14 protein-coding genes are annotated in these 12,686 nt (G+C 72.0%); all 14 read left to right on the forward strand.

The features are described from left to right. Window positions 1–118: 118 nt before the first annotated feature. The 14 genes from ASF47_RS18930 (at window position 119) to ASF47_RS21355 (ending at window position 12,251) form a co-directional block, all read left to right on the forward strand. Window positions 119–1,978 (forward strand): hypothetical protein, encoded by a 1,860-nt coding sequence (locus ASF47_RS18930; protein WP_056865601.1) that lies wholly within the window; start codon window positions 119–121, stop codon window positions 1,976–1,978. 82 nt (window positions 1,979–2,060) lie between these two features. Then, window positions 2,061–2,717 carry a hypothetical protein gene (locus tag ASF47_RS18935; RefSeq protein WP_056865602.1) on the forward strand — a complete coding sequence of 219 codons (657 nt, stop codon included), beginning with the start codon at window positions 2,061–2,063 and terminating at the stop codon, window positions 2,715–2,717. 40 nt (window positions 2,718–2,757) lie between these two features. After that, entirely contained in the window at window positions 2,758–3,783 is a 1,026-nt protein-coding gene (locus tag ASF47_RS21345; protein WP_156698052.1) for a hypothetical protein, read from the forward strand. A gap of 122 nt (window positions 3,784–3,905) precedes the next feature. After that, the gene (locus ASF47_RS18950; RefSeq protein ID WP_156698053.1) at window positions 3,906–4,214 is read left to right on the forward strand and encodes a hypothetical protein; all 309 of its coding nucleotides are present in this window, start codon (window positions 3,906–3,908) and stop codon (window positions 4,212–4,214) included. 505 nt (window positions 4,215–4,719) lie between these two features. After that, a complete protein-coding gene (locus ASF47_RS21350) occupies window positions 4,720–4,971 on the forward strand; it encodes a hypothetical protein (protein ID WP_156698054.1) in 252 nt (83 codons plus the stop codon). A gap of 157 nt (window positions 4,972–5,128) precedes the next feature. Further along, entirely contained in the window at window positions 5,129–6,229 is a 1,101-nt protein-coding gene (locus tag ASF47_RS18960; RefSeq protein WP_056865607.1) for a hypothetical protein, read from the forward strand. Then, window positions 6,229–7,281 carry a hypothetical protein gene (locus tag ASF47_RS18965; RefSeq protein WP_056865608.1) on the forward strand — a complete coding sequence of 351 codons (1,053 nt, stop codon included), beginning with the start codon at window positions 6,229–6,231 and terminating at the stop codon, window positions 7,279–7,281. Before ASF47_RS18960 ends, ASF47_RS18965 begins: the two co-directional genes overlap by 1 nt. Before the next feature lie 49 nt (window positions 7,282–7,330). After that, a complete protein-coding gene (locus ASF47_RS18970; protein WP_056865609.1) occupies window positions 7,331–7,771 on the forward strand; it encodes a hypothetical protein in 441 nt (146 codons plus the stop codon). A 91-nt stretch (window positions 7,772–7,862) separates the two neighbouring features. Further along, entirely contained in the window at window positions 7,863–8,846 is a 984-nt protein-coding gene (locus tag ASF47_RS18975; protein ID WP_056865610.1) for a hypothetical protein, read from the forward strand. Then, entirely contained in the window at window positions 8,843–9,514 is a 672-nt protein-coding gene (locus ASF47_RS18980; protein ID WP_056865611.1) for a hypothetical protein, read from the forward strand. The genes ASF47_RS18975 and ASF47_RS18980 overlap by 4 nt, the downstream gene beginning before the upstream one ends. Continuing rightward, window positions 9,511–10,449, forward strand: coding sequence for a hypothetical protein (locus tag ASF47_RS18985; protein WP_056865612.1), 939 nt, complete (start codon window positions 9,511–9,513; stop codon window positions 10,447–10,449). Before ASF47_RS18980 ends, ASF47_RS18985 begins: the two co-directional genes overlap by 4 nt. Before the next feature lie 23 nt (window positions 10,450–10,472). Beyond that, window positions 10,473–11,291: a hypothetical protein gene (locus tag ASF47_RS18990; RefSeq protein WP_056865613.1), complete on the forward strand. Its 819-nt coding sequence runs from the start codon at window positions 10,473–10,475 to the stop codon at window positions 11,289–11,291. Next, window positions 11,288–11,659: a hypothetical protein gene (locus ASF47_RS18995; protein WP_056865614.1), complete on the forward strand. Its 372-nt coding sequence runs from the start codon at window positions 11,288–11,290 to the stop codon at window positions 11,657–11,659. The genes ASF47_RS18990 and ASF47_RS18995 overlap by 4 nt, the downstream gene beginning before the upstream one ends. Window positions 11,660–11,864: 205 nt before the next feature. Continuing rightward, window positions 11,865–12,251, forward strand: coding sequence for a hypothetical protein (locus tag ASF47_RS21355; RefSeq protein WP_156698055.1), 387 nt, complete (start codon window positions 11,865–11,867; stop codon window positions 12,249–12,251). Window positions 12,252–12,686: the final 435 nt, after the last annotated feature.

Consider the following 12,686-nt stretch of genomic DNA (forward strand, 5'->3'; position numbering starts at 1 on the left):
GACGGAGTCCTGGTGGACTCCCTGTTTGGCGCATGGTCCCCGGCAGCGGGCCGGTCACACCTGACCGACCCCGGCGGCGCCATCGAGCCGTCGCGTCAGCCCACGAGAGGCCAACCGAGTGTCCGTCGAGCGCATCACCCTCCGCCTGCCACCGGGCTTCTCCCCTGAGATCCACGAGGCGGCGCTGGTGAAGTTGATCGCCGACCAGTACGGCACCGGCTTCGTCATCGACTCCATCGACCTGCAGAGCGGCACCGCCAAGGCCTCGCGGCAGGCCGCCATCACCGAAGTCACCGAGAACAGGGCGACCTCGTCCTTCGACGTCCGCCTGGCCCGCGGCACCAAGCCCTCCGACGGCGACGGCGCAGCAGCCAAACTGGAGGACCAGTACCCCGGGCACTACATGACCAGGTTCGAGCCGTTCCTGGGTCGTGCCACCCTCACACGGCTCTCCGACGACGAGGCCCGCTGTCGCGGCGCGGTCTCGACCGCGCTCGGCGTCAAGCCGTGGGACATCGAGGTCAAGCGCCGCCGCGACGGCGGCTACGACCTGATGCTGCCGCGCTCCTACCAGCCCTCGCGACACCTGACGAAGTTGGAGGAGGTCGCCACTCTCGTCGTGGGTCAGGAGGGCTGGTACGTGAAGGCCGACGCCCAGAAGTTGGTCGCCTCGATCATCCCCTCCGAGCCTCCGACCTTCCCCGAGGGCATCGCCTTCCCGCTGAAGCGTCTCGGCAAGGGCGACATCGACCGCGTCCCCTTCGGGATGATCCTGCCCGAGCCCGGCGAGACCAGCGGCCCCGAGATGACCATCGACTGGACCGCCTCCGCCTGGGCGCTGGTGGCCGGGACGCCGGGAAGCGGCAAGACGGTCTCGCTCTCGGCGATCATCGCCGACGCCCTGTCCAACGGCTCGGACCTGGTCGTGGTCGACGACGTCTCGAAGGCCGTCGACTTCGAGTGGTGCAAGCCGTTCTGCCGTTCCGGCGGTTGGGGCTGCGACTCCCTGCCCGCGGCCGTGGCCGCCCTCGAACTGGTGCGCGAGGAGGGCGCCAAGCGCGCCCAGGTCCTGAAGCGGATGGGGATCAACAACTGGCTCGACATGCCCTCCGGCGAACGGTTCACCCCGATCCTCGTCATCGTGGACGAGGTCTCGGCCCTCGTGGTCGCCGACCCCGTCCCGAAGGGCGTGCCGAAGGACCACCCGATCTACCTGGAGATCGCCGAGCGCAACCTCGCGCGAGCCATGCTCCAGCGCGCGATGCGCAAGATCATCGCCGAACTGCGCTTCGTCGGCGTGCGGATGATCCTCAGCACCCAGGCTACCAACGCCAACACCGGCGTCGACCCCGCCATGCGCACGCTCATCGGGCACAAGATCCTCCAGGGCGTGAACCCCTCCAAGGCTGCCCGGACGCAGATCTTCGCCGACGAGTCCGCGGTCCCGACGGTGCCGGAGAACGTGAAGTCCGGCGGCCCCCGTGCCCGCGGCGTGGGCGTGGCGACCCTGGAAGGTCAGGCCCCCGAGATCTACAAGTCCTACTTCGCCACCACCGGCGACTACGGCCGCGCCCTGCTGGCCCTGGGAGTCCCCACCCGGGCCAACCCCTCTCCCACCTCGGCGCAGATCGACAAGTTCCTGCCCTCCCTCGACGACACCGGCAGCGAACGCGACAGCGGGGGCCGTGGCGGGGGCCGTGGGCCCGAACTGGCCCCGTCCGGCCGCCCGGCCGCCCAGGTCGCCGCGGAGATGGGCGACCAGTACGGCGTCGCACTGCACGACGGCTCGCTCGGCTCGAACGCCTACGAGGTCGCCAACGCCGCCCGTCGCGCAGCCGCTGTCGGCGGCGGGTCCAGCAAGGCCACCGCCAAGCAGAAGCGCGAGGCAGCCGAGGAGGCAGCCCACGCCGCCCGATCCGGCGAGGTCACCGTGCGCCGAGCCCCGGCTGCCTCTGCAGCAGCAGTGGACGACTTCTGAGGTCCCCGCACACCGCCCAGACGTTGGCAGCACAGCACCAGTGAGGACCCACCCACCGCGCCCAGCGACCTCAGGAGACCAGGTGAGCATCCTTCCCGCCCCCCGCCGCAACATCGCCGCACCCCAGGACGGCGTCGTGCGTCGCACGATCTCGTCGCTGACCATGTCCGCACGCAGCGGATACGAGCGCAGCCCCCTGGGCAGGCGCACCATCGACTTCACCCCCACCGACGGCCCCTTCGCTGCCCCGCTGACGGTCTTGGGCCTCGTCGAGGCGTACCACGACGACGACGACGAGGCCTACGCCCTGATCGCTGACCGCATCACCGGGCGCATGGCCGCCATGGGGGCTACCCGGGTGGTCGTGTCCCTGCTCGCCCAGTGCGTCGAGCCGGACCAGGTGCTGACCCTGACCGCCACCGGGGTGCGTCAGCACACCTGCGGTGCGCTGCGCGACCGCATCGCGATCGCCTTCGTCGGCGACATGATGGCCGGGCACGTCAGCGGTGGCCCCTTCACAGTCGACCTGAACGTGCCGGTGTGGCGCCCTGACCGCCACCGCGCAATCGTCGACGCCCTCACCACCACCGTCCTGGCTGCCATGGTCGCCTTCGTCGCGCTCGACGAGGGCGAGATCGGGACGCTGGGAGAGGCCAGCGTCGACGAGGCCGTGGACCAGGTCATGGCCCGGATGCGCACGACTCTCTACGCCGAGGCCGCCGGGGCTTCCGCGGCGTGAGGACACCATGAGCCCCGCCCCCGCCCCGGCGACGCGCAGGATGCGAGTCCGTCCGGCACCGCGCCCCGCCTTCGTGGCGATGCACGACCTTCACGAGGCTCCAGCACGCCGCGGCGACGTCAACACGCCTCACGCCACGGTCCGCACCCACTTCGGTCGTCTCCAGGACCCCCTGGTCGAGTTCATCGCCCACTCCGAGGTGCTGGTGGGCTGCGTCGCCTGGATCACCAACCGGCAGGTCCTGGAGGCGCTCGCCCAGCGGCGGGTAGCCCTCGTGGTGCAGAAGGAGGACTGGTGGAAGAAGCCCGACGCACGCGGCGTCGCGCTCCGCAGCCGGTACGCCGCGTTGCGCGGCGACATCCCCACCTCCGCGCTCCCCGCGCCCCTGAGCCGCCGCAGACACCTGCTCTCCCCCATCTCCTGCCTCGGCTACGGCGCCACCCACCAGGGCCGTCCCGGCGGGGCCACGCCCCCGCTGATGCACCACAAGTTCCTCGTGCGCTGCTCGGCTCAGACCTCGCCCGGAGGCCAGACCCTGCTCCTGCCCAGCGCGGTCTGGACGGGGTCGTTCAACTTCTCCGGCAACGCCGACGACTCCTTCGAGAACGCTGTGGAGATCCACGACCCGGGAACCGCGGCCTCCTTCCTCTCCGAGTTCGCACTCGTTGCTTCACTGGCGGAGTCCATGGACTGGCGCCTCGGGCGACCGTGCGGGAGCGGCCGTACCGAGCCCCTCGCGGCCACCACGGTGCCCTCGGCCCGCGTGGAGACGGGAAGCGTCAGACGAGCCACCACTCGCGGCTCTGCTCCCGTCGCGGCGAAGCCGAAGCCCAAGGCCCCGAAGAGCGGTGCCCGCCGGACGTCTCGGACAGCACCGAGCGCGCCCAAGCCCGCGCGCGCCTCGGGGAAGGCCGCGACCACCACCACCCGGGCGCCCTCCAAGACCTCGCCCTCCACGACCTCATCTCCGCGGGGCGCAGCCCGACCCTCCCGCGGCCGCTCGACGCCTTCCTCCAGAGGGACCGGGCCCCGCGCCTCGACACCCACCACGAGCAAGGGGCGCTGATGCTCTTCAACCGACGCGACCGGTCGGGCCCACGCCCCCTCCCGGGCCCCCGGGCACTCCCCGGGTTCGCCGCCGACCCCCAGGGTCTGCTGACTGCCCTGTGCGAGCAGGTCTGCGCGGCGATGGTCGCAGACCCCGCGCTCGACGAACGGCCCTGGACCAGGTTCTCCTACCAGTTCTTGTGGCCCCGTGACTCCCTGGCCGGGAGCCACTCGGGGACCTGGATGGCTCAGGCCGTGCGCCCTGACGGCCAACCTGTGCTCACCGGGGGTGACTTCTTCGCGCGCGACCTCAACGCCTACTGGCTGCTGCGTCGGTTCCGCATGGCGCGCCCGACCCTGGAGCGACCCTCGCACTTCCACATCGAGGGCACGCGATCCTCAGTCTCCGCCCCGCCCGAGGTCACCTCACGGTGGCTCGACCTGACCTGAACGACCCTCTCTTCGCTGTCCGGCCCGGTCAGCGCCACGGAGAAGGCGAGAACTTTCCCGGCGCGCCCGAGCGCCTGCGCGAAAGCCCGCACACCAGTCTCAGCGACCGTACTTTGCTCGCACCCGAGACCGGGAGGAGAGAACCGATGCTGGACCGCCCACTGACTATGGAGTGCGGGGACCGCCCCGACCGCTCGGCTCCAAGCCGCCCGGTGATCGCGCACACTGGTAGCCCCACCGCCACGCGACCCACCGCCACGCGACCTCACCTCTCTGCCCACCGCTGCCCGACCCTTCGCGTGGTCAACCCGGCTCGACACGCTGCTGCGACAGGAGAACGATCGTGAGCACGCTGCACCCCACGAACCCCTCGCGTGACCAGCGCGGCCGATTCGCCCCCATGGGGCGCACCGAGTCCGCGCTGAGCCTGAGCCCGAACGCGGTCGAGGCCGCAGCGCACCGTCCTGGACCGACCGGGCCGCCCCCGGGCACTACCCCCGTGCGCGTGGACGACGTCGCGCTCGGCGCGCGCATCGCCCCGCCTCCCGGCGTCGGCGCGGAAGCCGACAGCGTCTACGTCGTGGCCGCCATCAACACCCGCGGCAGCGCCCGGTTCGTGCGAGCCCACGACGCCATGAACCCCGCCCGCTCGGTGGAGTTCTACGCCCCCCGCAACGGCACGATGGACGCCTACCCGACACCCGGGTGGCGCCAGCGCCGCGCCGAGCGCCGCGCGGCCAAGGGCCACCACTCCTGACCCGACCTCGCACGACAGGCGCAGCCGTGCCCTAGGACACCTCCTACGGCACGGCTGCACCTGACTCGCGCCGAAAGCGGTCCGCGACTCCCCCGCACACCTGACTCCCATCACCCGGCTCCATGTGGGCGCCGGGACCGACAGGGAGGCCTGCGCCGTGTCCTACTACGCAGCGAACGTCGTGTGGCAGTCGGCCGACGGCACCTGGTCCATCGGGTTCCACCCCATGGAGGGCTGCAACGGCGAGTGCTACGACGAGGACGGCGGAGACGAGACTCACGAGTGGTGCCGCGAGGCCGACGAGTCGCGCTTCGACTGGGTCTCGGTCGGCCACCCCACCCAGGACGCCGCCATCAGGTCCTGGCACGGCGCCAACCCCGGTACCCACGACGTCTACGCCTACACCCCCGGCTACGACCCTGCGTCCTATGTCGACGACACCCGGTCCTGGGCGGCCGACTTCGACGACATGGCCGCACGCCTCTACGAGAACGAGCAGGACAGGCTCGCCCAGCAGCGCGGCGGCCGCGGCGGGTTCGGCCTCGGCTTCGGCGGCTACCGCTCCTACAACGGCCCGCCGAAGTTCCGCACCCTCGCCGCGATGCAGAAGGAGCACAACACCCTGGTCCAGGACGGCGCCCGGTTGCTGGCCTCGGGCCGCGCCAGTGGCATGCACACCGCGGTGCCGGACATCGAACGCAAGGTCGTCGACCGTCTCGCGGGAGCCAACCCCACCGAGCGAGCCGCCTTCGAGAAGGCCGATGCCAGCCACCGCGCCGCGCTGCGCGCCATCCTGGCCGAGGGACGCGAACGCCGCGCCACCGAGAACGCGGATGCGCTGCGCCGTCGCCACTCCGCCTACCGCCCCTCCGGCTACTTCAGCCGCGAGGACTGGGCTTCGCGCCAGCGTCGAGAGGCGGCCCGAGACGAGGCGGAGGCCATCGTCGAGCAGGTCATCGCCGACGCCGACAAGGCCGCCGCCCGACGCGAGGCCCGCACCCGACAGGTCGCCGCCGCCAGCCCTCCCGTGACTGCCCCGCAAGCCCCGAAGAAGGCAGCCCCGAAGAAGGCAGCGGCGCCCGCTGCACGCCGCAAGACCACCGCCAAGTCGACCGCGGGCTCCTTCGCCACCCAGACGCGCGCTGAGGCCCCCGTCGCCCTGGCCGCTGCCGCCACCACCAAGACCACCACCAAGGCTGCCTCCATACCGGCGGCCGCCGACGACCCGTGGGCCCCGCTGCCCGGACAGGACCTGTGATGGCTGGCAAGCACCGCGCCCGAGGGCGCTTCCGCCTGCGCGGGAAGACCACCAAGGCCTCCAACGCCGGGTCGTTCCGCACCACCGAGCGCAACGAAGCAGACGTCGACCTCACCGTTGCTGCGGCCACCCCCGCGGTGACGGAGAACCAGCCCGCCCCTCGCGCGCGCTTCGAGGGCGGGACCACGACCGTCGCGGGGGCCAGCGGTACCACCACCCAGGCCCCCGACCCCACCAACGGCTCCCCACTGGCAGGCCACGGGTTCACCCCGGTCAACGCCACGGCCCGACCCGGCGCCCAGCGTCCCGCGCTGTCGCGCCTGCTGCTCGGCGACCTCGGCCGCGACCTGCGCGCGATCGGCGGCTCCATGAGCAACGACCTGGCCACCAGCGTCGACGTCGCCCTCCCCGGACGTGCCCTCAACATCCGGCTCGGCATGTCCCAGCAGCGTCTCGCCGCGGCCCGCTCCCAGTTCGCCCAGGCTCAGGCCCTGCCCTTCAGCGACCCCGAGCGCCAGCGCCGCATGGCCACCGCGGCCGCCGAGATGCGGGCCGCCGAGCACGAAGCCAGAGAACTGCAGCGCGAGGCCGACCGGCGCGCGGGCCTGGCCCCTGACGACGCCGAGAACCCCGGCGACCCGCAGCGCGGCACCTCGCCCACCCGAGCGCGCACCCGTCGGTCCGCCACCGCGCCCATCGACGACGCCCCAGGGGCTGACGGCCGCCGCTACGGGGCCTACTGGGAGGCCGAGAACGCACGCCTGGCCCGCGGTGATGAGCCCGACCTGATCACAGTCGCTCCGATCGCGGCCCGCGACCTGGTCGAGGGAGACCTGGTGAATCTGGCCAGCAGCGACGGCACCCACACCGTCGGGGTCGTCGCCTTCGATCCGGACGAGACCACCGAGGGCACCCGCCGCGACGTGACCATCTGCTTCGCAGACGGCACCTTCGACCGCTACGACGTCGACGCCACCTTCACCTTCGAGGTCTGGCCCACCGACGAGCAGGACATGGACAACGAGCCCGGCGAGCGCACGCTGGCCTCCTAGGGCCCTTGGCGCCTGAGCGGGCCCGAAGATCGCCGCGCACCTGGTGGGGGTGACCTCCCACCGCGCTGCCGATGCCCCGGCCCATCCCACCGGCGGCCAGGGGTCGCTGCGCTCCCTCGGCCGCAGCCTGCCAGGAATCCTGCTCGCCTCGGCCATGGCGACCGGGTGGCTCATCACGAACATGACCTACAGCGCCGCCGAGTTCCCACCCGCCGCCTCCCCCGTGCCGGAGGGCGGGTGGAGCAGCGAGGGCGACATCGCCACCGACGTCCCCTCGGACACCGAGCCCCCTGCTCCGGCCTGGCGGCCTCGTCACCACCGCGAGCACCCCGGCTGCGTGCCCTCTTCTGCTCATGTGATCGCCGACCAGGTGCTCGTGGTGCGCTCCGACTCCTCCGTGGACCGCATGGACTTCGACGAGGCATGGAGTCGCACCCACAACGCCGAACCCGCCGACGACATCTGGGTCATCGGAACCTGCCCCGGCTGAGCGCCCGACCCCAGCACACCGGCTTGGTCACCCCCTCCGGCCAGGACGGCCCCGGCGAGCGCGTCCCGGGCGAGCCGCACACCGTACCCGTGTGACTGCCCAGCCCGCCGTTGAGACTGCCCGCGAGACCGCCCGGCGCACCGATGGCCGCTTCGGGGTCCAGCAGCGTGCGGAGGGAGACGTCGACCTCGCGGCGGCCACACCGGCGGCCCCGGTCCTGTACGCCATGCCTGCCGAGGCCTTCGTCGAGCGGTTTGCCCCCGGCGAATACGACCTCACCCTCGGCTGGGACGGCACCGAGGACCACCCCGCCTTCCTTCAACCCAACCCCCTCAACCCCGGCCGGATCCACGCCGAGACCTGGGACGCCTTCGTCGCCGACGTGGCCGTCAACGGCATCCGCGAGCCAGTCGAGGTCGACTCCTACAGCGAGGAGGTCAGCGAGGGCCACCACCGCGTCGTCGCGGCCCTCCGCACCGGTCAGCCGGTCCGCTTCACCCTCGCCCCAGGGTGCAACGGCGAGAACCTCGACCTGTCCGGGGAGATCGCTGCGGGCGTGTGCTCCATCGAGCCGGGCGCACAGCAGGCCCCGGCTCCGGCCCCGGCCGTCGGCACCGAGCCAGGCCTTGTCGTGTCCCGCACCGAGGACTTGACCGCGGTGCGCTACGAGAGCCTGGCTGAGGTCGCGGCGGCCGGGTACGTCACCGATGAGTGGTCGACCTGGCAGCAGGGCGACTGCGCTGCCTATGCCACCGCCCTCGTCGACGCGCACCCGCACCTGCGCTTCGCTGTGCTCGGGTGCACCGAGAACGGCGCGGGCGACGCCTCCGACGGCTGGTGGGAGACCCACTGCTTCGCCCACGACGACACCTACGCCTACGACTCAGCCGGTCGCCACCCACTGCCCTACTGGGGCATCGAGGGCACAGCGGACTACGCCGAGTACAACAGCGACCCCGACTGGTACGGCTGCCGCGACGAGTTCGACGACAAGGACTTCGCCGCAGCCCGGGCCCACGCCGAACGGCACGACATCCTCACCGCCGCCCCGGTCCCCCACGGCGGCCGGTCATGAGCACCACCGCCTCGGCGCGCGAGGCAGCGAGGCACTCGGACGGCAGGTTCGGCGCCCAGAACCTCCGCGAGGCTGACGTCGACCTCGGCCCCGCCCTGAAGCAGCGCCGCGCCGCCCCGACCCCCGTCGATCTCGACAGGGCTGAGTGGCGCCAGACCTCCCTCCCCTCGGGCCAGCAGGTGCGCGCGGTTCTCGTCGGCTCACACCAGGTCGCCTCGGTGACCTACACCGTCTTGGGAGCCGACGACGAGTGGGGATCGAGGGAGAACGCCATCGAGGTCGGCTACATGCTCACCGACGAGGCCTACCGCGGGCTCGGCCTGAACCGCACGCTGCTGAGGTCGCTGGCCGCCGATCATCCCGGCAAGACCTTCTACACCGAGAACTTCGAGCGCCCGGTGGCCCGTCGAGCGTGGGAGGACGCCTTGGGTGAGGCCAGCGGCATGGAGAGCGACGGCGACTTCGGGTGCCGCTGGTGCTGCATCCAACTGTGCGAGCCCGACGAGCACTCGACCGACCCTTCGCTGTGCGGGGCCTGCGGCCAGCGCAGCCTCGACCATGCCCAGGGTCTACACACGGCTGCGCTCGACGTCGCCTGCTGGGCATGCGATGAGCAGGTCAGGAAGGCGCCCCCGAACCCGACAGGCCCGACAGGCTCAGCCCGGTGAGCGGGGCATCCCCTCGGCGGCACGCTCCCGATCCTGCTCGCGAGGCGGCCCGTCGCCGAGACGGCCGTTTCGGGGTCCAGGCACGTGACGAGGCAACCGCCGTCGCCCTGCCCGAGCAGCCCGCCGTCGCCCCCGAGGGCCCGCCCCGAACGGCCTCTGGGCGCCCACCGATCTACCCGCCCCCGACAGACCTGGCCCAGCCCGTCACCTGCGGCAAGTGCCACGGCGACGGCACCTACACCTACTCCTCGGGTGCCGCGGGCGCATGTTCGCGGTGCGGTGGCGCTGGCCAGGTCGAGGGCAGCCGGAAGGCCCGCGCCGAGCGCGCGGCGTACGCCGCGACCACCCGGGCCCTCTTCGACGCCGCTCGCTCCCGCTCCCACGAGACCTACCAGGCGGCGCTGCAACTGCGCGAGGAGGACCCGGATCGCTTCGCGAGAGCCCTGGCCTCCCACACCGCGGGGCACCCCCGCGTCCTGGAAGCGCTCGACGACTTCCGTCAGACCGCACTGCGCGCGCGCGGAGACCGCCTGGCCGAGCACCGGTGGCTGAAGCAGTGGACTCCCCCGGCCCCTGGCACCGACACACCCGATGGCGCCTTCGGCACCTGCAAGCAGGTCTCAGCCGCCTACACCGACCACCTGCGCCGGGCGGGCTACGACGCCGAATGGATCCAGGTCGCCGGACTGCGACGACCCGCCCCCGACGCACACCCGTCCTGGACCGAGATCGAACCGGCCCACTGGCAGCACTACCTGACCCGCATCCGCTACCCCGACGGGCGTTTGCACTACGTCGACTGGACGATGCGCCAGTTCTCCCCCACCGCCTCCTGGCCCTCCACCAGCGACCACGATCGTCACGAGCAGACCTGGGACACCACCTACGACATCCCCCACCAGGCCCTCGACCAGTACCTGCAGGAGCGCAGGTGAGCCGCCCCGCGCACCTACCTGGCGTGACGCCCCCACACCGCCTGCCGTCCCCTGCCGCTGCCAACGCCCGCGAGGCGGCCCGCCACACCGACGGCACCTTCGGCGCCCTGCCGCGAGCAGAGGCATCGGTGGTCCTCGACCTTCCCTCCCCCGACCAGGCGCTGGCCGGAGCCGACGCGATGCCCTCGCGCACCGACGACCCGGCCACGTGGCTCGACGCCGACGCCCGCACCCGAGCCCGTTCCGCTGCGGCTGCGATCGCCGCTGCCCGAGCCGAGGGCGACCACGAACGCGAGGGAGCCGCTGAGGCGCGTCTCGAAGCCGCCGCCCGGACCCAGGCCCTGCTCGACCGCACCGTCACCTTCTCGCCGGACCCCCTCGACGCCGCGACCCGTCGCCTCGCCGCTCTCGACCCTGCCCAGTGGCCGCACCGTTCAGGCGCGCCCGACCTCACCGCGCGCGAGGCCGCCTTCGCTCGCGACGAGTGCTACCGGCGCGCCGTCAACGCCGCCGTCAACCTGCGCGCCAACGAGCACCGCTTCGCCGAGAAGAACCTGCCCGGCCACCCCTACGACATCGGGCCGCGGTGGGAGCGCGGATGGTGCCAGGCTGAGGTGAGCGCCTACGCCTACTGGGCCGCCGCCATCGACGCCGGGACCACCCCTGCCGACGCCACCGTGCTCAGGGTCGTCGCCGACGCCCACGCCTGGGCCGACGGCCCCTTCCTGCAGCCCCAGCCCTTCGGCCATGACCGCACCACCGAGTGGGCCGAAGCAGTCGCCACCCCAGAGGACCCCGCCGCCTACTGGATCTCCCCCATCGAGAGCCGGTACCCCCGATGAGCACCCCGGCCGACGCCGCCCGCGAGTCGAGTCGCCGCCGCGACGGCCGCTTCGGGGCCCAGCGCCGCGGCGAGTCAGCGGTGTCCCTGCCGCCTCAGCCACCGGCCCACCCTGCCGCCGACCCCGACTACCAGTCCGTCGCCCAGCGGTGGCTCACGCACCCCGACAACCCCGACGGCTGGCTGGTGGACCCCGAGGCGCTGCACGCCTTGGAGGAGGCCGCCTACGACGCCGAACGGGAAGGTCGCGACCCCGTGGACGTCATGCGCGCGGCGTGGCGCCACTCCCGCGACCGCTACAACCGATCCGGGAGCCCCGAGGACGCCGCCTTCATGATCGCCATCGAGAAGCGGATGACGGCTCAGTAATCCGACCCGGATGCGCCGGACCGGGTGCCGCCAGGTGGGTAGTTGCCGCTGTGAGTCGCGGTGCGGGTGAATCTGGCTGCGCGCCTGCCCGTCCGGTCGAATGTGTTGTCCTGCTTGGCCTTTCGGGTGCGTGAGCGAGCAATTCGGGCTCTGATTCGCTACCGTCCGCGGGTCAGCAGGAATGCACCTACTCGGAAGGCTCCTCATGGTTCACAAAGTCGTTGTCACCCTGATCTGCGACTACTGCGACAAGACCAGCGACGACATCGAGGAGCACGTGATCACCGTCGATGGCACGGCCCCGATCTCGGTCGATTCCTGCGCCGGATGCTGGCAGGAGCGCGAGTCGGTGCTACGCCAGGTGATGCAAGCGGGACGGTCGAAGAAGATCGCCGACAGGCAGCGCGCTCGCGCGAAGGCCGCTGTTTCGAGCGACTCGCCTCGCACCGGGCGCAAAACGACGACGGCGACACCAGATGGCGACGTCTCGGTCATCGAACGCTCCACACGCGGTCGTTCATCATCTCGCGGCTCGGATCGGGCGGGCAGCCGCGGCGGGGCCAGGGGCCGACGAAGGATGGTTGGGGCCTGAAGGCGCGAGTTAGCCCTCCAAGGCGCCAAAACGGGCGCTTCAGGCCCCGATGCTGCCCATTTCGGCCCCGCGGAGGCTAACTGCGGCCATCCGGGCGCCCTCGGCGTCGTCTGCGTGGTGCCATCACCTAGTCGACTGGTCACATTCCTGCGCCCTGAGGCTTAAAGGGCGAGTTCAACGCCCGCACGATCACTCCGCGGCTCATCAGCGGCGCAGTGGCTCATTCGGACCTCGCCGACAGGCGCTACGGCTCGAACGGCCATGGGCAGGCTTTTCCACACGATCACTGCCGCCAATTCACTGTCGCGACGGCACCCATCTTTACTAGCGTGGTTCTCGGTGACGGGTAACGGCAAAGCGGCGCCAAGGCGGTCGAGAGACCAACCTTGGCGCCGCTTTCGCGTGCACCCTGAGGCACGAGCAATCTCGCGGTAC

The organism is Nocardioides sp. Leaf285, from assembly GCF_001422955.1.
Classification (GTDB): Bacteria; Actinomycetota; Actinomycetes; order Propionibacteriales; family Nocardioidaceae; genus Nocardioides; species Nocardioides kribbensis.